The sequence below is a fragment of the Rhizobacter sp. P5_C2 genome, assembly GCF_054049715.1.
Map to the genome: position 1 here is coordinate 1 of NZ_JBFULV010000008.1, position 19,867 is coordinate 19,867.

The 19,867-nt window shown below is 67.3% G+C and carries 19 protein-coding genes; 5 read left to right on the plus strand and 14 right to left on the minus strand.

The window, feature by feature from the left end:
• Positions 1-218: 218 nt before the first annotated feature.
• From ACXJLU_RS04285 to ACXJLU_RS04300, 4 genes are read right to left on the minus strand one after another with little or no spacing between them, the layout of a single operon-like run.
• Positions 219-992 carry an SDR family oxidoreductase gene (locus ACXJLU_RS04285; RefSeq protein ID WP_457329238.1) on the minus strand — a complete coding sequence of 258 codons (774 nt, stop codon included), beginning with the start codon at positions 990-992 and terminating at the stop codon, positions 219-221.
• On the minus strand, positions 989-1,678 hold the full coding sequence (gene lptC / locus ACXJLU_RS04290; protein ID WP_457329240.1) for an LPS export ABC transporter periplasmic protein LptC: 690 nt from the start codon (positions 1,676-1,678) through the stop codon (positions 989-991). The genes ACXJLU_RS04285 and lptC overlap by 4 nt, the downstream gene beginning before the upstream one ends.
• The gene (locus tag ACXJLU_RS04295; RefSeq protein WP_457329241.1) at positions 1,665-2,243 is read right to left on the minus strand and encodes a KdsC family phosphatase; all 579 of its coding nucleotides are present in this window, start codon (positions 2,241-2,243) and stop codon (positions 1,665-1,667) included. The genes lptC and ACXJLU_RS04295 overlap by 14 nt, the downstream gene beginning before the upstream one ends.
• On the minus strand, positions 2,243-3,238 hold the full coding sequence (locus tag ACXJLU_RS04300; RefSeq protein WP_457329323.1) for a KpsF/GutQ family sugar-phosphate isomerase: 996 nt from the start codon (positions 3,236-3,238) through the stop codon (positions 2,243-2,245). Before ACXJLU_RS04300 ends, ACXJLU_RS04295 begins: the two co-directional genes overlap by 1 nt.
• Before the next feature lie 70 nt (positions 3,239-3,308).
• Here ACXJLU_RS04300 and ACXJLU_RS04305 point away from each other — a divergent pair, with 70 nt between their 5' ends.
• Positions 3,309-5,306: a cation:proton antiporter domain-containing protein gene (locus ACXJLU_RS04305; protein ID WP_457329242.1), complete on the plus strand. Its 1,998-nt coding sequence runs from the start codon at positions 3,309-3,311 to the stop codon at positions 5,304-5,306.
• Between the two features lie 6 nt (positions 5,307-5,312).
• On the opposite strand, the gene ACXJLU_RS04310 is transcribed toward ACXJLU_RS04305, so the two are convergent.
• Complete coding sequence (locus ACXJLU_RS04310; RefSeq protein ID WP_457329243.1) at positions 5,313-6,764, minus strand: alpha/beta hydrolase family protein; 1,452 nt, start codon at positions 6,762-6,764, stop codon at positions 5,313-5,315.
• 209 nt (positions 6,765-6,973) lie between these two features.
• Between ACXJLU_RS04310 and ACXJLU_RS04315 the strand changes: the two genes are divergently transcribed.
• The gene (locus tag ACXJLU_RS04315; protein ID WP_457329244.1) at positions 6,974-7,534 is read left to right on the plus strand and encodes an adenine phosphoribosyltransferase; all 561 of its coding nucleotides are present in this window, start codon (positions 6,974-6,976) and stop codon (positions 7,532-7,534) included.
• Positions 7,535-7,564: 30 nt separating this feature from the next.
• On the opposite strand, the gene ACXJLU_RS04320 is transcribed toward ACXJLU_RS04315, so the two are convergent.
• The 9 genes from ACXJLU_RS04320 to rpmH all read right to left on the minus strand — a co-directional run bounded on the left by ACXJLU_RS04320 (position 7,565) and on the right by rpmH (position 14,065).
• Positions 7,565-8,032 (minus strand): cyclic nucleotide-binding domain-containing protein, encoded by a 468-nt coding sequence (locus ACXJLU_RS04320; protein ID WP_073467276.1) that lies wholly within the window; start codon positions 8,030-8,032, stop codon positions 7,565-7,567.
• Positions 8,033-8,204: 172 nt separating this feature from the next.
• On the minus strand, positions 8,205-8,570 hold the full coding sequence (locus ACXJLU_RS04325; protein WP_457329245.1) for an aspartyl protease family protein: 366 nt from the start codon (positions 8,568-8,570) through the stop codon (positions 8,205-8,207).
• Positions 8,571-8,635: 65 nt separating this feature from the next.
• Positions 8,636-8,878 carry a hypothetical protein gene (locus ACXJLU_RS04330; protein ID WP_457329246.1) on the minus strand — a complete coding sequence of 81 codons (243 nt, stop codon included), beginning with the start codon at positions 8,876-8,878 and terminating at the stop codon, positions 8,636-8,638.
• Between the two features lie 62 nt (positions 8,879-8,940).
• Positions 8,941-9,483: a MerR family transcriptional regulator gene (locus tag ACXJLU_RS04335; protein WP_457329247.1), complete on the minus strand. Its 543-nt coding sequence runs from the start codon at positions 9,481-9,483 to the stop codon at positions 8,941-8,943.
• 67 nt (positions 9,484-9,550) lie between these two features.
• Positions 9,551-10,939, minus strand: coding sequence for a tRNA uridine-5-carboxymethylaminomethyl(34) synthesis GTPase MnmE (gene mnmE, locus ACXJLU_RS04340; protein ID WP_457329248.1), 1,389 nt, complete (start codon positions 10,937-10,939; stop codon positions 9,551-9,553).
• 307 nt (positions 10,940-11,246) lie between these two features.
• Positions 11,247-13,034, minus strand: coding sequence for a membrane protein insertase YidC (gene yidC / locus ACXJLU_RS04345; protein ID WP_457329249.1), 1,788 nt, complete (start codon positions 13,032-13,034; stop codon positions 11,247-11,249).
• The gene (gene yidD, locus ACXJLU_RS04350) at positions 13,031-13,384 is read right to left on the minus strand and encodes a membrane protein insertion efficiency factor YidD (RefSeq protein WP_457329250.1); all 354 of its coding nucleotides are present in this window, start codon (positions 13,382-13,384) and stop codon (positions 13,031-13,033) included. The genes yidC and yidD overlap by 4 nt, the downstream gene beginning before the upstream one ends.
• Before the next feature lie 2 nt (positions 13,385-13,386).
• Entirely contained in the window at positions 13,387-13,836 is a 450-nt protein-coding gene (locus ACXJLU_RS04355; RefSeq protein WP_457329251.1) for a ribonuclease P protein component, read from the minus strand.
• A gap of 94 nt (positions 13,837-13,930) precedes the next feature.
• A complete protein-coding gene (rpmH, locus tag ACXJLU_RS04360; protein ID WP_047486751.1) occupies positions 13,931-14,065 on the minus strand; it encodes a 50S ribosomal protein L34 in 135 nt (44 codons plus the stop codon).
• 296 nt (positions 14,066-14,361) lie between these two features.
• On the opposite strand from rpmH, the gene dnaA reads away from it, so the two are divergent.
• The 3 genes from dnaA (at position 14,362) to gyrB (ending at position 19,792) form a co-directional block, all read left to right on the plus strand.
• Positions 14,362-15,801 carry a chromosomal replication initiator protein DnaA gene (gene dnaA / locus ACXJLU_RS04365; protein WP_073467272.1) on the plus strand — a complete coding sequence of 480 codons (1,440 nt, stop codon included), beginning with the start codon at positions 14,362-14,364 and terminating at the stop codon, positions 15,799-15,801.
• 243 nt (positions 15,802-16,044) lie between these two features.
• Positions 16,045-17,196, plus strand: a complete 1,152-nt coding sequence (gene dnaN / locus ACXJLU_RS04370) for a DNA polymerase III subunit beta (protein WP_457329252.1) — start codon at positions 16,045-16,047, stop codon at positions 17,194-17,196.
• Positions 17,197-17,275: 79 nt separating this feature from the next.
• Positions 17,276-19,792, plus strand: coding sequence for a DNA topoisomerase (ATP-hydrolyzing) subunit B (gyrB, locus tag ACXJLU_RS04375; RefSeq protein ID WP_073467270.1), 2,517 nt, complete (start codon positions 17,276-17,278; stop codon positions 19,790-19,792).
• Positions 19,793-19,867 lie beyond the last annotated feature (75 nt).

A 19,867-nucleotide genomic window follows, 5' to 3' on the forward strand; every position in this document is an offset into this window, starting at 1 on the left:
AACGCGGCCGCGGGCGCCGCGGCACGGACCGCCAGCGMGGCGCTCTCGGGCTCCATCGGCGCCCCGCGACCGCAGGCGGCCAGGGTGCTCACGACGAGGGACAGGGTCAACACGGGCACAAAACGGCGCATCGGGCGTCTCACACAAAGTTCAGGTGAAGACTGATACGCGCGGCGCCGCCAAACGGGGTGAACCCGCCGCGACGATTCATGCCGCCGTCACTCGCCCTGGCGTTTCTTGCGCGGCCGCCCGGCCAGCGCCAGGTCGTAGAGCCAGTTCGGCAGCGCGCGCAGCAGCGTCGCGACGACCCCCATCTGCCACGGGATCACGCGGTAGGTCACGCCGGCCTCGATCGCGCGGAAGGCCCGGTCGGCGAACACCTCGGGCTGCATCAGGAACGGCATGCCGTAGCGGTTCTCGCGCGTCAGCGGCGTGTCGATGTAGCCCGGGCCGAGCGTGACGACCTTCACGCCGTCGGGCCGCAACTCGCCGCGCAGGCTCTCGCAGTAGGCGATCACCGCCGCCTTGCTGGAGCAGTAGGCGCCATGGCCCGGCAGCCCGCGGATGCCGGCCACGCTCGCGATGCCGACCAGCGCACCGCTGCGCCGCGCCCGCATCGCCGTGATGAACGGCTGGAAGGTGGCCGCCATCCCGAGGTTGTTGGTCTCGTAGGTGGCACGCATCACCGCCAGGTCGTCGAACACCGCGGTGTCGATGCCGATGCTGATGCCGGCGTTCGCGATCACCACGTCGGGCAGGCCCTGCGCCGCGATGCAGGCCCGGCCGGCCGCGGTGATCGCGTCGATGTCGCGCACGTCGGCGGCGTAGATCGCGAAACGCGACGCGTCGAGGCGCTGCGCATCGGCCCACTTGTGGACCTCGTCGGTGCGGCGCGCGACCAGCGCCAGCCGGTAGCCGGCCTGGTGGAAGCGCAGCGCGAGCGCCTGGCCGATGCCACTGGACGCGCCGGTGATGTAGACGAGGCCGCTCATTTCGCTTCCCGCGGGCTGAAGACGGCCCGCATGCGTCCGCCGAACTTGATCACCCGGTCGAGGTGGCTGTATTCCATGCTGTCGGCCCGCAGCTCGGTGCCGCCCTGGGTCACGGTGACCGGCAGGTGCGAACGGATGCGCTCGGTGTCGATGAAGGCATGCAGGAACTCGCTGCGGAAATCGATCGGCGGGCCGCCGTCGACGCCGTCGCGGATGATCTCGGCCTGGCCGACCAGCTGCACCTCGGTGGCGTCGCCATTGGCGATGGCCTGGCGCGCGGTGGCGTGCAGCACCCGGCCATCGGGGCCGACGGCGCGCAGCCGCACGTTGTCGATCTCGACGGTATCGGTGTCGGGATAGTGGCGCAGCACGTCGCCTTCGATCTGCGCGCGCAGCTGGCCCTGCGGCGTGAAGCGCTGCAGCGCGAAGTGGCGCATCTCGTAGTCGGGCACGTGGCGCAGCGGCGCGGCGATGCGCGGGTCGTCGGACAGCGGCGTGTTCTTGACCAGCCACCAGGTGCCCATCGCGAGCACGCCCATCAGCAGCAGCGGCAGGTAAGCCGACAGCAGCTCGACCAGCCGCCAGCGCAGCGGCTGCGGCGTGCGCCGGCCACCCGGGCGTGCCGCGGCCGGCGCCAGCGTGCCGGGCCGGCTGCTGGCCGGGGTCGCCGTGTCAGCTTCCGCCATCGAGCGTGACGAGGTGTCCGCGCAGCAGCGCGGCATAGCGGCCGGTGGCCGACAGCAGCAGGTCGCAGAACTCGCGCCCGGCCCCATGCCCGCCGGCGGCCGTGGTCACGTGGTGCGCGATCGCGCGCACCTCGACGTGGCCGTTGGCCGGCGCACAGGCCAGTGCGGCGCGCGCGAGCAGCGGCAGGTCGGGCCAGTCGTCGCCGATGGCGGCCACCGCGTCCCAGCCGATGCCGAGCGTGGTCAGCAGCAGCTGCGCGGCGGCCAGCTTGTCGTGCACGCCGTACACCGCATGCGCGATGCCGAGGTCGGCGACGCGGCGGCGCACCGCCGGGGAATCGCGGCCGGTGATGACGATCGGCGCGATGCCGCCCTGCGCCAGCAGCTTCAGCCCGTGGCCGTCCAGCGTGTTGAAGGCCTTGAACTCCTCGCCGCGCTCGCTGATGTAGATGCGGCCGTCGGTCAGCACGCCGTCGACGTCGAAGATCGCGGCGCGGATGTCCTGCGCGCGCAGCAGCAGTTCGGGCGCGAAGCCCAGCACCGGGGTGATGTCGTCCAGGGCCATCAGATCACTTTCGCGCGCATGAGGTCGTTGGTGTTGATGACGCCGACCAGCCGGTCGTCCGCATCGACCACCAGCAGCACGGTGATGCGGTGCAGCTCCATCAGGTCGGCCGCGTCGACCGCGAGCGCATCGCTGCGCACGCGCCGCGGGCTGCGGTGCATCACGTCGGCCGCGGTCAGTGCGCGCAGGTCGAGGCCTTGCTCGACGAGCCGGCGCAGGTCGCCGTCGGTGAAGATGCCGAGGATCTCGCCGCGCTCGCCGAGCACCGCGGTGGCGCCCAGGCCCTTGCGCGTCATCTCGCGCATGGTGTCGACGAAGGGCGTGGCCGGCGGCACCTGCGGCACCTCGTCGCCGCTGCGCATCACGTCGCGCACATGGGTCAGCAGCTTTCGGCCCAGGCTGCCGCCGGGGTGCGAGCGGGCGAAATCCTCTTCGCGGAACCCCCGCGCATCGAGCAGCGCGACCGCCAGCGCGTCGCCGACCGCCATCTGCGCGATGGTGCTGGTGGTGGGCGCGAGGTTCAGCGGGCAGGCCTCCTGGTCGACGGCGCTGCTGATGGTGATGTCGGCATGGTTCGCCAGGCTGGAGTCGGGCCGACCGGTCATCGCGACCAGCGTGACGCCCAGGCGCTTCAGCGCCGGCAGGATCGCGGCGAGTTCGTCGCTTTCGCCGGAGTTCGAGATCGCGAGCACCACGTCGCCGGGGGTGACCATGCCGAGGTCGCCGTGGCTCGCCTCGGCCGGGTGCACGAACAGCGCCGGCGTGCCGGTGGACGCCAGCGTGGCCGCGACCTTGCGGCCGACGTGCCCGCTCTTGCCCATGCCCATCACCACCACGCGGCCCTTGCAGTGCAGCATCGCCCGCACCGCCTCGACGAAGCTGTCGCCTTGGCGCGCCTGCAGCGCCAGCAGCGCGCGGGCCTCGATGTCGAAGGTCTCGCGCGCCAGCTTCAGCACGCGTTCGGCATCAAAAGAAACGGCGGGAGAGGCGGTCAGGGGCACGGAGAGCGGCTTCGGTCCGATAGGATCCGGCGATTGTAGGCACGCACGTTGCGTTGGCGATTCAATGGCATCCACTCTCGAACTCGTCCTGCTGTATCTCGTTGCCGCGGTCGCCGGGGTGGTGGCATGCCGTTCGTTGAAACTGCCGCCGATGCTCGGCTATTTGACGGTCGGCGTGCTGATCGGCCCGAATGCCCTGGGTCTGGCCAAGGATTCGGCCGGCATGACCTACCTGGCCGAGTTCGGCGTGGTGTTCCTGATGTTCGTGATCGGGCTCGAGTTCAACCTGCCGAAGTTGAACAGCATGCGCCGGCTGGTGTTCGGCCTCGGACTCAGCCAGGTCGCGATGACGGTGCTGGCCGCGCTGGCCGGCAATGCGTTGCTCGGCTGGGGACTGGCCCAGGTCGGCCGCAGCTGGGGGCTGTCATGGCAGAGCGCGTTCGCGCTCGGCGGGGCGCTCGCGATGAGCAGCACCGCGATCGTCGTCAAGCTGATGGCCGAGCGGCTCGAGCTGGAGAGCGAGCATGGCCGCCGCGTGATGGGCGTGCTGCTGTTCCAGGATCTGGCCGTGGTGCCGTTCCTGGTGCTGATCCCGGCGCTGGGCGCGTCGCCCGACGCGCTGGCGCCGGCACTCGCCTGGGCCGGGCTGAAGGCGGTGGCGCTGCTCACCGTGCTGCTGGTCGGCGGCCAGCGCGTGATGCGCTGGTGGCTCACGCTGGTGGCGCGGCGCAAGAGCGAGGAGCTGTTCATCCTGAACCTGCTGCTGGTCACGCTGGGCCTGGCCTGGCTGACCGAGCATGCCGGGCTGTCGCTGGCGCTCGGCGCCTTCGTGGCCGGCATGCTGATTGCCGAGACCGAGTACAAGCACCAGGTCGAGACCGACATCCGCCCGTTCCACGACGTGCTGCTCGGGCTCTTCTTCATCACGATCGGCATGAAGCTCGATGTCGAGATCGTGCTGCGGCAGTGGCCGCTGGTGCTGGCGATGACGGTGCTGCCGGTGCTGTTCAAGTTTGCGCTGGTGACGCTGCTGGCGCGGCTGTCGGGCGCGGCGCCGGGCATCGCGCTGCGCACCGGCCTGTACCTCGCGCAGGCCGGCGAGTTCGGCTTCGTGCTGCTGACGCTGGCGACGCAGGAGCACCTGATCCCGGCCTCGCTGCAGAGCCCGGTGCTCGCGAGCATGGTGCTGAGCATGCTGGCCACGCCCTTCATCATCATGTACAGCAACCGCATCGTGATGCGGCTGAGTTCGAGCGACTGGCTGATGCAGTCGGTCGCGATGACGAGCATCGCCAAACGCGCGATCAACACCGAGGCGCACGTGATCATCGCCGGCTACGGCCGCAGCGGCCAGAGCCTGGCGCGCATCCTCGACGGCGAGCACATCCCGTACATGGCGCTCGACCTCGACCCCGACCGCGTGCGGCAGGCCGCGGCCGCCGGGCAGAGCGTGGTGTTCGGCGACGCCGCACGGCTGCAGAGCCTGATGGCGGCCGGGCTGGCGCGCGCCAGCGCGGTGGTGGTCAGCTACCACGACACGCCGTCGGCGATGAAGATCCTGCGCCTGGTGCAGGCGCATGCGCCGACGGTGCCGGTGATCGTGCGCACGCTGGACGACAGCGACATCGAACGCCTGCAGGCGGCCGGCGCGACCGAGGTGGTGCCGGAGGCGATCGAGGGCTCGCTGATGCTCGCGAGCCATGCGCTGGCGCTGGTGGGCGTGCCGATGCGGCGCGTGATCCGCGTCGTGCAGGACCAGCGCGATGCGCGCTACGGGCTGTTGCGCGGCTACTTCCACGGTGCCGACGACGACACCGTCGACGAGCTGCAGCAGGCCCGGCTGCTCAGCGTGACGCTGCCGACGGCGGCGACCTGGGTCGGCCAGCCGCTGTCGGCGCTGGCGCTGCACGCGGTCGGCGCCACGGTGGTGTCGGTGCGCCGCGCGTCGGGCGCGGTGACGAAGCCGCACGAGGCGCTGGTGATGGCCGGCGGCGACACGCTGGTGCTGTCGGGGCTGCCCGAGCCGCTTGCGCTGGCCGAGAGCAAACTGCTCGGGCGCTGACCGGGTTCAGGGCGCAGGGCAGGCCGGCATCAACGCGCGCGTCGCGATCGTGGTCGGGTTGTCGTCGGTGCCACCGGTGTTGACGGTGTAGGTGCAGCCGTACGCCGGATCGGCCACCGTCGCCGCGGTGACCACGTCGTCGCCGGCCGGCTTCACGCCGGTCTCGGCCCACGCCACCATCGCGGCGAACGCGCCGACCTGCTCGGCCACCGTGAAATCGCAGTGGCTGGGCGCGCGCACCGCCCGCTGCACCAGCCAGCCGCCGTTGCCCTTGGCCTCTACTCGCGCGCGGTAGACCTGCTCCATGCGGAACGGCACGTACAGGTCGCCGAGCGTGTGCAGGCTGACGACCGGGATCTTGAACTCGCCGTTCACCTTCGGGATCCAGCGCAGCCCGTCGCTGCGCAGGCGGTTGGCGTCGGGCGCGGCAACCGCCTTCGCGATCGACGCGTTGAACGAGGCCAGCACGGCATCGCTGGCCGTGAACTTGTAGCTGAAGCGCTGCGTGTCGATCACGCTCTTGTTCAGGATGCCGTTGATCGTGCCGTCGCCGCCGAAGGTGCCCCAGACGACGTTCTGCAGCCCGTTGTTCGCGAAGCCCTGGTCGAAGATCGGCCGCGGGCCGCCGGTCAGGTTCATCACCACCTCCTTCAGCTTCGCGCCCTGCGCGGTCGGCGCGGTGAACGCGGTCTGGCTCGCGAACAGCGTGGTCCGCACGTCGGCGACGAGGGTGGCCCAGTCGGTGGTGGGGAAGGACGCCGCCGGCACGCCGGCCAGTTGCTGCGCCGCGAGCTGGTAGCCGGCGAAGTAGTCGAACAGTTCGGTGTCGCCGACCACGCCGCACATCGGCACCGCGCCGTCGTACTTCTGCTTGTGCACGGCGGTGGCAGCGGCCTCGTCCTCGATCGCCGCGGCGGTGATGTGACCACCCATCGAAACGCCGATCAGGTAGGTGCGGGTCGGCGCGGTGAGCGTGCGTCCGTTCGCCGCGGCGATCTGCACGAAGGCCCGTGCGAGCGCGTTGGTGTCTTCGACGCCGGCGCGCACGTCGTAGTAGTTCTTGCTGTAGCTCGATGCGGCCCACGCGAAGCCCTGCTCCAGCAGGTAGCGGCGGATCGACGGGCTCGTCACGACCAGCCCATTGCCGGCGCCGGTGTAGCCGTGCGCATACATCACGAGCTTGCCGTTCCAGCCCGTCTTCGGCACCTCGATGCGGAAGCCGGCGCCGCCTTGCACGCCGGTCCAGCGGTCGGTGTCGACCGCCACGCCGGCGAGCGCGTCGAACGCGAGCGCCGCAGGATCGGCGGCGAAGGCGGTGCGGCCGTCCTGCGCACGCGTTTCCTCGGGGACCGGCGCAGGCGCCGGGCCAGGGCCGTCGTCTCCGCCTCCGCAGGCAGAGAACAGCAGGGTCGAGGCGGCGGCGAATGCCGTCATCCTCAGCAGGTGTCGCTGATGCATGTGGGTCTCCTGGTGTGTGGTCTCGTGGGCTCGCGACAGCGTGTTCGCCGTGTGGCAGATCCAGACTAGTCGGCGTGCACCGTCGCGTCGCCCGGGCTTTCCCGTCGCGGGCTGTCGCGCGGGGGACAAGCCGTCCTGCACGGTGAAACACCGGCCGCTGGGGTCACCCTTGGGTTCACAATGGCGCCCCGTTCCCGACGGCGAAACCCATGACCGCAGACACCCCCCAGGAATCAGCGCGCGACACCATCAAGCGCAGCATCCGCACCGTGCCCGACTGGCCGGAGGCGGGCGTGCAGTTCCGCGACATCACGCCGCTGCTGGCCGATCCGCGCACCTTCCGCATCCTGATCGACGAGTTCGTGCACCGCTACTTCGACGTGCGGCCGACCGCGATCGCCGGGCTCGACGCGCGCGGCTTCATCATCGGATCGGTGCTGGCCTACGAACTCAACGTCGGCTTCATCCCGATCCGCAAGAAGGGCAAGCTGCCGTTCACGACGGTGCAGGAAACCTACGAGCTCGAGTACGGCTCGGCCACGGTCGAGATGCACACCGATGCGGTGAAGCCGGGCGACCGCATCGTGCTGGTCGACGACCTGATCGCCACCGGTGGCACGATGATGGCCGGCATGCGGCTGCTGCAGCGGCTGGGCGCGGTGGTGATCGAAGGCGCGGCGATCGTCGACCTGCCGGAGCTGCACGGCTCGCAGCGGCTGCGCGAGGCGGGGCTGCCGCTGTTCACGCTGGTCGATTTCGGGGGGCACTGAGCGCGGGGGCACCGAGCCCCGCGGCCGAACTCAGGTGATCGGTGTCTGGCGCGTGATGTTGGCGCGCATCCTCAGCGCCATCACCGAGCCGGCAGCCCGCACCAGTTCGAGCGCGAGCGCCGGCGTGCGCTGGGCCAGCTCCTCGAGGCGCGGACCGCGCAGCGCCCAGACGATGCACGGCGTCATCGCCTCGACGTTGGCCATGCGCGGGCCATCGAGGAACAGCGCCGGTTCGCCGACCACCGAGCCGGCGCGCAGGATCGCGATGCGGTTGCTGCCAGGAGGGCCGCCGGTCACGAAGACCTGCAGCGAGCCCTGGCCGAGGAAGTACATGCTGCGGTCGGAATCGCCCTGCTTGATCAGCAGGTCGCCGGCGCGGATGTCGTGGCGGGTGAGGTAGGGACCGATGACGCGCCACTGCTCCACCGACAAACGGGCGCGAAAGGCGTCTTCCGCATTCAACGTTTGAATCGCTTGGGCCAGGTCCTGCAGTTCCATCGTGTCCTCTGTGTGGTGTGACGCGAACTTGCGAGGCAAGTGCGTGAAAGTGACGCGATTATCAGCGCGTGTGACGGGCATCACAACAGCGCGTGGCAAAACTTGTGCCCGTCGGTCGCCGCAGGCGCCCCGTTCATCGGACGAAACTCAAATCAACAATCTCGCGCGCCTGTTAGTAGTCGAGGATGTAGTGACCCGCCCAGCCATCCAGTGTGAAGCGGGCGCGCATGAGAACGTCGCGTCCAAGAAGTGCTTGGAAGGGTTGGTTGAGCAACGGCGTGGCGAGCACCTCCAGTGGATCGATATGCCAAGTGTCCGGTCCATGTAGCCCGTTGATGTAGAGCCGAACATCGTAGACGTCGCAGGATCGAGCAACGCCATCCGTTGACGCTGTGTGAACCAACGCTCCGCCTTTCGCATCCAGCCCCAACGTTCGAATGATGCTGTCATCCAGCTGCGTTGCGCTTGCGCCGGTATCGATTAAATAGGTCAGATGGACGGGTGGCGGAACCGCAAGTCCGGCCGCTGCAAGTGCCAACGCTCTTGGAGTGCTCACACCCACGTGGCCGTCTATCAATGCGCCGACGCCGGAGACCGCCTTCGTTATCCTACGCACGGCCGCAAATCTCGGGTGAAATGTGCCGCCATTTCTTCCCTCGCGATCTGCTTGACAAAGAAAGGCTCGAGTCCAAACCGTTCATACGCCCACGCGAGTGCTTGCCCGTAGGACGGAAAGAAGTCGCAAACCTGCTCCCCGCGGATCACCACAAATTGCCCCTCCCCTTTGGCGATCAGATTCGGGAGTTCAGATTGAAATGTTTCAAATTCTCTTTGCAAGGTAATCATTGCGTTCTCCTGTGTCAGCTCCTACTCGAATGGTCAAGAGGAGAGGGCGTATAGATCGGTGGTCAAGAGACCTTTGCGCGACGCGGCTGAATCGTGCCCCAAATTCTTTGTCTCTCTTGTTCCGCCTCATGCGCGACGTCACCAGCAAGACGGAAGCCACAACGGTCCTGATCAATCTCTATGCAATCAGCCACTTCCTGCGAGACAACGGACAGATCCACTACAAAAGAGAAGGTCAGCTGGCCACTGCGCAACTGTCGAGCACCCTCACTTGGCGAATAGAGGCACAACTCATCGCCGAGCACAAACAACTGCTTGTCAATCCGCTGACCTGGAGCGATCGGACCAAAGTCCCGCCTGAAGTTGGCCAAAGCCGTTTTCAGGTGCCGTATCCGCCCCTTACCCGCACAGATGACGTTCAAAGCACGAAGCAGGACGACGTCTGAGTAACTGTACTGCCGACGGATACCGCGGCGACTGACCGTCACGGCAGAGGGCGCAAATATGCCGTCTCGAACCAAGTAGTCGAGCATGTGCTTGGAGAAGCCCGTGAGCACAACGACCTCGTGGAGCGTAAAGGTCAGCTTTACCGACGAACTCTTCATGTATGTAGTCTATTGTCAGACTCCATACAATACAACGCGAATCGGTTGTGGGTCGTCGCCACGGTTCCTACTTGCCAATGCAGAAGCGGCTGAAGATCTCGCCGAGCAGGTCATCTGACGTGAACTCGCCGGTGATTTGCGACAACGCCGTTTGCGCGAGGCGCAGTTCTTCGGCGAGCAGGTCCAGCGCCGGGTCCGGCGAGGTGGCCAGTTCGAGCGCCAGCGCCAGGTGCTCCGCGGTGTGGCGCAGCGCATCGACGTGGCGGGCCCGCGCGATGAACAGCCCGTCGGGCGACGCATGCCAGCCGGCCAGTTGCAGCAGCAGGCGGCGCAGCGCGTCCAGGCCATCGCCGGTGCGGGCCGACAGCGCGAGGTGGTGGCCGCCGTCATCGGACAGGCTCGCCATCGCCGCGAGATCGCTCTTGCTGTAGACGTGCACAATGCGTTCGCCATCGCGCCGGGGTGGCGGCAGCCGCGCGGCAATCTGCGCCTCGGCCGCGTCGTACGCCGGCTCGCCGCGCCGCGTCAGGTCGTGCAGGAACAGCACCGCGTCGGCCCGCTCGATCGCTTCCCAGCTGCGCGCGATGCCGATGCGCTCGACCTCGTCGCCCGCCTCGCGCAGCCCGGCGGTGTCGATCACGTGCACCGGCACACCGTCGATCTGGATCGTCTCGCTGACCTTGTCGCGCGTGGTGCCGGGGATCGGCGTCACGATCGCCAGTTCGGCGCCGGCCAGCGCGTTCAGCAGCGAGCTCTTGCCGACGTTCGGCTGCCCGGCCAGCACGATCTGCATGCCTTCGCGCAGCAGTGCGCCCTGGCGCGCTCGACTTAGCACGCCGGCCACGTCGGCGTCGATCGCGCGCAGGCGGCCGAGCGCATCGGCCTTCTGCAGGAAGTCGATCTCCTCCTCGGGGAAGTCCAGCGTCGCCTCGACCAGCATGCGCAGCGAGATCAGCCGGTCGCGCAGCGCATGCACCTCGTCGGAGAACGCACCGCTCAGCGAGCGGCTGGCCGAGCGGGCCGCGGCTTCGGTGCTGGCATCGATCAGGTCGCTGACGGCCTCGGCCTGCGCGAGGTCGAGCTTGTCGTTCAGGTAGGCCCGCTCGGTGAACTCGCCCGGCTCGGCCAGGCGTAGCCCCATCGCGCGCCCGGCTTCGAGGCAGCGCGCGAGCAACAGCTGCAGCACGACCGGTCCGCCGTGCGCCTGCAGCTCGAGCACGTCTTCACCGGTGTAGGAGTGCGGCGCCGGAAAGTACAGCGCCAGCCCGCGATCGATCACCTGGCCCTGCGCATCGGTGAAGGGCAGGTAGGTGGCATGCCGCGGGGCCAGGCTGCGGGCAAACAGCGCATCGACCAGCGGCTTCAGGTCGCGGCCCGACGCACGCACGATGCCGACGGCGCCGCGGCCGGGCGCGGTGGTGATCGCAATGACGGGGTCGTGGTGGCGCGGCAGCATGGCGGCGATTGTCGAGGAAGGGCGCTTCGGGGCGGAAATCAACGGCCCGAAAACGACAAACCCGGGCGACGCACAAGGCGTCACCCGGGTTGAAGATGGCGCGGGGGGAAGCGCCGGTGCAGCATGCTGCGATCCGAATCATCCTCCCGAGCCGCTGCCGAGAATCACGGCAGCGGGTCTGCCCCGCATTGAACTGGTGGAAGCGTCGGCACGGTGCCGTCGTTCCATGGGTGCATGGTCGCGCCGGCCGGGTCTGGCGACAAGCCCCCGCTTGGGGGGCCGCAAGCGCGGGGGCGCTGTCGGCGCGCTACTTGCCGAGCACGCCCAGCTGCTTGTTGATCAGCCACTGCTGCGCGATCGACAGGATGTTGTTCGTCAACCAGTACAGCACCAGGCCGGCCGGGAAGAAGAAGAACATCACCGAGAACACCAGCGGCATGATCCACATCATCTTGGCCTGCACCGGATCCGGCGGCGTCGGGTTCAGCCAGGTCTGCAGCAGGCTCGACAGCGTCATCAGCAGCGGCAGGATGAAATACGGGTCCTTGGCCGACAGGTCGGTGATCCAGCCGATCCACGGCGCGTTGCGCATTTCCACCGTCGACAGCAGCACCCAGTACAGCGCGATGAAGAACGGCATCTGCGCAATGATGGGCAGGCAGCCGCCGATCGGGTTGACCTTCTCCTCGCGGTAGATGCGCATCATCTCCTGCTGCATCTGCTGCGGCTTGTCCTTCAGGCGCTCACGCAGCTCCATCACCTTCGGGTTGATGGCCTTCATCTTGGCCATCGAGCGGTAGGCGCTGGCGTTGAGCCAGTAGAACGCGATCTTCAGCAGCACCACCAGCGAGATGATCGACCAGCCCCAGTTGCCGATCAGCTTGTGCAGCTGGGTCAGCACCCAGAACAGCGGCTCGGCCAGGATCTTGAAGTAGCCGTAGTCCTTCACCAGCTCGAGGCCGGGCGCCAGCACGGCGAGCTTGTGCTCTTCCTGCGGGCCGACGAACAGTTGCGCGTCGAAGGTCCTGGTGGCGTTCGGCGCGATGTCGCCCAGCGGCACGGTCATGCCGACCTGGTAGACGTGCGCCGGGCCGCCGGTCACGTCGTTCGTGACGTCGGCCTTGCCGGTGAAGTACTCGCGCGGCTGCTTGGTGTCGGCCTTGTCGATCAGCCAGGCGGACGTGAAGTAGTGCTGGACCATCGCGACCCAGCCGTTTTCGGCGGTCGTGACGTGGTCCGGCGCCTCGGTCGGGCCGCGCTTCTCGATGCTCTTGAAGTCGACCTTCTTGAACTTGCTGCTGTCGTCGTACACCGCCGGGCCGGTGAAGGTCGAGTAGAAGCTCGAACCGCCGGTGCCGTCGTTGCCGTCGCGCACCAGCTGCAGGTACAGCCGCGCATTGACCGGGGCGCCCGAGGCGTTGGTGATCTCGTTGTGCACCGCGATCACGTAGTCGCCGCGCTTGAAGGTGTAGGTCTTCACCAGCTTGACGCCGTTGACCACCGGCGACTCGAAGCGCACCACCAACTCGTTGCTGCCGTCCTTCAGCGTGCGTTCGCCGGGGACGAGGCTCATCACCGTCAGGTGGTTCGGCAGGCCGCTGCCGCCCGCGGCCGGAATCAGGCCGCTTTGCGCGACATACAGGCGGTGCGCCGATTCGTCGAGCACGACGACGTTCTTCTTCTGGAACTGCTCGTCATGGCGCGGCGCGAGGCCGACCAGCTCCTGCACCATCTGCCACAGGTCCTTCTGCAGCTGCTCGTGCTGCGTCAGCAGCTCGACGCGCACCAGCGTGCCGCCCTTGCTGTCGAGCGTGGCCTTCACCAGGTCCGTCTGGATGTCGACCCGCTCCGACACCACCGCCGAGGCGGCCGGTGCGGTGGCAATGGCCGCCGCCGCCGTCGCCGTCGTGGCCGACCCGGTGGCCGCCGGCACGCCGGCCGGGGCGCTGCCCGGGCCCGCGGCGGCGACCGGTGCCGTCACCGGCTGCGGTCCGAACAACGACGGTTGACCGTTGTGCCGGCTCCAGGCGTCCCAGATCAGGACGAGCGACATCGAGAACACCACCCACAGCAGGGTGCGGCGCATATCGGTCATGGGAGAGTCTCTTCGCGGGGAATGGGGGAAGAAGGAATGCGGGAGGCCGCGTCGGAAGTGGGGGCTGAACGCCGGGCCTCAAGCCGGGTGAACAGGCCACCCAGCGTGTCGGGCACCGGATCGTGGCCGCCATTGCACCACGGGTGGCAACGCGCCAGCCGGTGCAGCGTCAGGTAGCTGCCGCCGAGCGCGCCATGCCGCTCGAGCGCCTGCAGCGAATACACCGAGCAGGTCGGCTCGAAGCGACATGCGCTGCCGAGCCAGGGGCTCAGGAAGAAGCGGTAGCCGCGCACCAGCGACATCAGCAGGCGTTGCGGCGCGGACTTCAACGACTCGACCCACCGAAACATCGTCAGGCTCCTGTCCGGGCAGCTTTCGCCATCACGGCCAGCAGTTCATTGCCGGCCACCGTGCGCAACGCGTCGGATGCCGCGCTCGGAAACAGCTTGCGGTCGAACGGGCTGCGCAGCCGGATCACCCACAAGCCGCTCGGCAGGCCGACCTGCGCATGCACGACGCGCCGGATCTGACGCTTCAGCAGGTTGCGCGTGACCGACCGCTTGGCATGCCGCTTCGGCACCACGGCGCCCAGCCAGCAGGCGCCTTCGGGCAAGTCATCCACAGCTGCGCCCTCAATCGGTGCCTCACCTGTTGACAACTTGTGGGCAGCATGTCGGACAGCAGCCACTTTGACGGCAGGCCGGGCGGCCAGGAAATGAACGGCGAAATGCGTGCTGCGGGCCCGGGTGGGCGCCGCGAGCACGCGCTCGAAGTCAACCGATTGAACGATTCGCCCGATCACGGTGTCGCCCTGGACGCCACGCTGGGCGTCGGCGCACCCGAGGCCGAAGCTGTGGGTGCCGTCGATGCGGTGACTGCAGCTACTGCAACCGGCCTCAGACGGCCAGGCGCTTGCGGCCCTTGGCGCGGCGTGCGTTGATGACGGCGCGGCCGCCGCGGGTCTTCATGCGCACGAGGAAACCATGGGTGCGGGCGCGGCGGGTCTTCGAAGCTTGGTAGGTGCGTTTCATGTTGATCAGTCCTGCAGAAAGGGGGTCCCAAGTTCACGTGGCTGCTGGCGTCATACTCCAACGCCGCTGCACATGACTCGACCCTGCATGCTCACCTTGATCTACAAGAGTCACAAGAGCCGGGCCTTCGGGAAACCCACTATTACACCAAAAACCCCCTGCCAAGTCAAAGACTTGCACGGTGGCATGCGCCCCCGCGGCGGTTGCATCCCGCTTCACAAGACTGTGGATAACCTCGCCCGGCGGGCCCGTTGCACCGTAGAATCCGGCCGCTCCGAGAAGAACTTTTCCACAACATGAGCGCTGATCTCTGGCAGCGCGGCTGCGAGCGTTTGGCAGCCGAACTGCCCGAACAACAATTCAACACCTGGATCCGCCCGCTACCGGCTGCCGACGTCACTGACCAAGGCATCTCCGGCGCGGTGGCATCACTGCGTGTGCCCAATCGGTTCAAGCTCGACTGGATCCGCAACCAATACGCCGGCCGCATCGAGGCCGTGCTGAGCGAACTCGCCGGCAAGCCGGTGCGGCTCGACCTGATGCTCGCGCCGCGTGACAACCCGGCGCCGATCAGCGGCTTCCGCAGCGACGGTCCGGTGCCGATCGTCCGCGCGCTCGGACCGGCCCGGTCTGCCGGGGGCGCCGATGTGGCGACGCTGGGCGCGCCTGCGGTGACCGTGCCGCGCAGCCCGTCCGCCGCGAACGCAGCCTTGCCGCGCCATCGCCTGAACCCCGCGCTGACCTTCGGCTCGCTGGTGGCCGGCCGCGCGAACCAGATGGCCCGCACCGCGGCGCTGCACGTCGCCGGCGCGCCCGGGCAGATGTACAACCCGCTCTTCATCTACGGCGGCGTCGGCCTCGGCAAGACCCACCTGGTGCATGCCGTCGGCAACGCGCTGCTGGCCGACCGCAGCGATGCCCGCGTGCTCTACCTGCACGCCGAGCAGTTCATCACCGACGTCGTCAAGAACTACCAGCGCAAGACCTTCGACGAGCTGAAGGCCAAGTACCACTCGCTCGACCTGCTGCTGATCGACGACGTGCAGTTCTTCGCCGGCAAGGAGCGCACCCAAGAGGAGTTCTTCAACGCCTTCGAGGCGCTGCTGGCCAAGCGCGCCCACATCATCATGACGAGCGACACCTACCCGAAGGGGCTGGTGGACATCGACGAGCGGCTCACCTCGCGCTTCGACGCCGGGCTGACGGTGGCGATCGAGCCGCCGGAGCTCGAGATGCGCGTGGCGATCCTGATGCGCAAGTCGGATGCCGAAGGCACCGCGATGCCGGAAGACGTGGCCTTCTTCGTCGCGAAGAACGTGCGGGCCAACGTGCGCGAGCTCGAAGGGGCGCTGCGCAAGATCCTGGCGTACTCGCGCTTCTCGCACAAGGACATCAACATCCAGCTCGCCCGCGAGGCGCTGAAGGACCTGCTGTCGATCCAGAACCGCCAGGTCGGCGTCGAGAACATCCAGAAGACCGTGGCCGACTTCTACAAGATCAAGGTCGCCGACATGTACAGCAAGAAGCGCCCGGCCAGCATTGCGCGGCCGCGCCAGATTGCGATGTACCTGGCCAAGGAAATGACGCAGAAGAGCTTGCCCGAGATCGGCGAGCTGTTCGGCGGGCGCGACCACACGACGGTGCTGCACGCGGTGCGCAAGATCGCGGGCGAGCGCCAGAAGAACACCGAGTTGAACCAGCAGCTGCACGTGCTGGAACAGACGTTGAAAGGCTGAACGCAAGCGCAACAGAAGCGCGTGGGGATGTCAAAGCACAAGCCTGGGGACAACTCTCGAACAACATGCGAGATGTCCACAGGCCAAGCGGGTTCCGGAAAGTTGTTGTGTGCGAGTCCCGAAGTTCAGGGGCGACTGCACACAGGGTTTCGAGGTCTGTAAGCGGTTGATGGAAAAGGGGAAAATGGCGTTCTCCACAGAGAACGCGATCCTCTACTAAGACGACTAATTTAAGAGGTTGACATGATTGTCTTGAAGGCAGCGCAAGAAAAAGTGTTGGGAGCCCTGCAGGCCGTCTCCGGCATCGTCGAACGTCGGCACACCTTGCCGATCCTGGCCAACGTGCTGATCCGCAAGACCGGCAACCAGGTCGAGCTGACCAGCAGCGACCTGGAAATCCAGGTGCGCACCACCGCCGAGTTCGACGGCGATGCGAGCAACTTCGCGACCACCGTCGGTGCGCGCAAGCTGATCGACATCCTTCGCTCGCTGCCGGCCGACCAGACCGTGACGCTGAGCGCGGCGCAGAACAAGCTCACGCTGCAGGGCGGCAAGAGCCGCTTCACGCTGCAGACGCTGCCGGCCGATGATTTCCCGCTGGTGCAGGAAGCCGCCGATTTCGGTCCGGTGTTCAGCGTGCCGCAGAAGACGCTGAAGACCCTGATCAACCAGGTGCACTTCGCGATGGCGGTGCACGACATTCGCTACTACCTCAACGGCATCCTGTTCGTCGCCGAAGGCAAGAGCCTGACGCTGGTCGCGACCGACGGCCACCGCCTGGCGCTCGCGCAGGCCAACCTCGATGTCGAGATCCCGAAGCAGGAAGTGATCCTGCCGCGCAAGACGGTGCTCGAGCTGCAGCGCCTGCTGAAAGACGGCAAGGACGACAAGAAGGACGACAAGGACAGCAAGGACGAGAAGGACAACGCCCCGATCGAGATGCGCTTCGCCGGCAACCAGGCCAAGTTCAGCTTCAGCGGCATGGAGTTCGTCACCAAGCTGGTCGAGGGCAAGTTCCCCGACTACAACCGCGTGATCCCGAAGAACCACAAGAACCACGTGACGCTCGGCCGTGCGCCGCTGCTGGCCAGCCTGCAGCGCGCCGCGATCCTGACCAGCGAGAAGTTCAAGGGCGTGCGCGTCAACATCGAGCCCGGCGTGCTGCGGATCGCATCGAGCAATGCCGAGCAGGAAGAGGCCAAGGAAGAGCTCGAGATCGACTACAACGGCGACGCGATCGAGATAGGGTTCAACGTCACCTACCTGATGGACGCGCTGGCCAACATGAGCGTCGAGATGGTCAAGCTGGAGCTGCAGGACACCAACTCCAGCGCCCTGTTCACCGTGCCCGAGCAGGCGGGCTTCAAGTACGTGGTGATGCCGATGCGGATCTGACCTGCCGGTCGAGATCCGCAGGGCGTGTCCTGCACGCCGGCCGCCCGTACCCGATGCATTCCATGAGTTCAATACCGCGATGACCGATTCCCTGAACACTCCCGACGACGGCGCCGCCAAGAAGGCGGCTGCAGATGCAGTGTCGAGCGCCTACGGCGAAGGCAGCATCCAGATCCTGGAAGGCCTGGAGGCCGTGCGCAAGCGCCCGGGCATGTACATCGGCGACACCTCCGACGGCACCGGGCTGCACCACCTGGTGTTTGAGGTGGTCGACAACTCGATCGACGAGGCGCTGGCCGGCTACTGCGACGACATCGTCGTGACCATCCACAGCGACAACGCGATCAGCGTCACCGACAACGGCCGCGGCATCCCGACCGGCGTCAAGATGGACGACAAGCACGAGCCCAAGCGCAGTGCGGCCGAGATCGCGCTGACCGAACTGCACGCCGGCGGCAAGTTCAACCAGAACAGCTACAAGGTGTCGGGCGGCCTGCACGGCGTGGGCGTGTCGTGCGTGAACGCGCTGTCGAAGTGGCTGCGCCTGACGGTGCGGCGCGACGGCAAGACGCACTTCATCGAGTTCCGCAAGGGCGTGCCGCAAGACCGCGTGCTGGAGATGCGCGACGGCTTCGAGGTGAGCCCGATGAAGGTCACCGGCGAGACCGAGAAGCGCGGCACCGAGGTGCACTTCCTGCCGGACGACGAGATCTTCAACAACATCGACTTCCACTACGACATCCTCAGCAAGCGGCTGCGCGAGCTGAGCTTCCTGAACAACGGCGTCAAGATCCGGCTGGTCGACGAGCGCAACAACAAGGAAGACAACTTCGCCTATGCAGGCGGCGTGAAGGGCTTCGTCGACTTCATCAACACCGGCAAGAAGGTGCTGCACGCGAACATCTTCCACGCCACCGGCGACAAGATGTCGGACCAGAACACCAACATCACCACCGAAGTGGCGATGCAGTGGAACGACGGCTACAGCGAGAACGTCCTCTGCTTCACCAACAACATTCCGCAGCGCGATGGCGGCACCCACATGACCGGCCTGCGTGCCGGCATGACGCGGGTGATCAACAAGTACATCGAGGACAACGAACTCGCGAAGAAGGCGAAGGTCGAGATCACCGGTGACGACATGCGCGAAGGCCTGTGCTGCGTGCTGAGCGTGAAGGTGCCGGAGCCGAAGTTCAGCAGCCAGACGAAGGACAAGCTGGTCTCCAGCGAAGTGCGCGGCCCGGTGGAAGACGTGGTCAGCAAGGCGCTGACCGACTACCTGCTCGAGAACCCGGTCGACGCGAAGATCATCTGCGGCAAGATCGTCGAGGCGGCGCGCGCACGCGAAGCGGCCCGCAAGGCGCGCGAGATGACGCGGCGCAAGGGCGTGCTCGATGGCATGGGCCTGCCCGGCAAGCTGGCGGACTGCCAGGAGAAGGATCCGGCGCTGTGCGAGATCTACATCGTCGAGGGCGACTCCGCCGGTGGCTCGGCCAAGCAGGGCCGCGACCGCAAGTTCCAGGCGATCCTGCCGCTGCGCGGCAAGATCCTGAACGTCGAGCGGGCGCGCTTCGAGCGGCTGCTGACGAGCAATGAAATCCTGACGCTGATCACCGCGCTGGGCACCAGCATCGGCAAGGACGAGTTCAACCCGGACAAGCTGCGCTACCACCGCATCATCATCATGACCGACGCGGACGTGGACGGCGCGCACATCCGCACGCTGCTGCTCACGTTCTTCTACCGGCAGATGCCGGAGATCGTCGAGCGCGGCCACATCTACATCGCGCAGCCGCCGCTCTACAAGGTGAAGCTCGGCAAGGAAGAGCAGTACCTGAAGGACGGGCACGAGCTCGACGCCTACCTGCTGAAGGTGGCGCTGAAGGATGCGAAGCTCGAGACCGGTGTCGGCGGCACGGTGCTGCTGGGCGAGACGCTCGAGACGCTGGCGCGCCAGTACGTGATGGCGAACAACGTGGTGGAGCGGCTGTCAAACTGGATGGACATCGAGGCGCTGCGCGCGATGGCCAACGGGCTGGCGCTCGACCTCGACACGCTGGAAGCGGCCGAGGTGTCGGCGGCCGGGCTGAAGGGCGCGTTGCACGATGCCGAAGTGACGGCGGAGTTCGATGCCCGCACCGACAAGCACATCCTGCGCATCAGCCGCATGCACCACGGCAACCGCAAGAGCAGCGTGATCAGCGCCGACTTCGTGCACGGTGCCGACTACGAAGCCTTGTCGACGGCCGGCCAGACCTTCAAGGGCCTGGTCAGCAGCGAGGCGGTGGTCAAGCGCGGCGAGGGCGAGAAGCAGAAGGAAGCCAAGGTCGGCGACTTCCGCCAGGCGATGGCCTGGCTGATCCAGCAGGCCGAATCGGCCGTCGGCCGCCAGCGCTACAAGGGGCTCGGCGAGATGAACCCGGCGCAGTTGTGGGAGACCACGATGGACCCGACCGTGCGCCGCCTGCTGCGCGTGCAGATCGACGATGCGATCGAGGCCGATCGCGTGTTCACGATGCTGATGGGCGACGAGGTGGAGCCGCGTCGGGAGTTCATCGAGGCGAATGCGTTGAGGGCGGCGAACATCGACGCGTGAGAGTCGAGCGGAACCGACAGCGAGAGGCGCGACAGTTTTGGTTAACCGCGCCGTCGCGATCGGCGCAAGGATTCA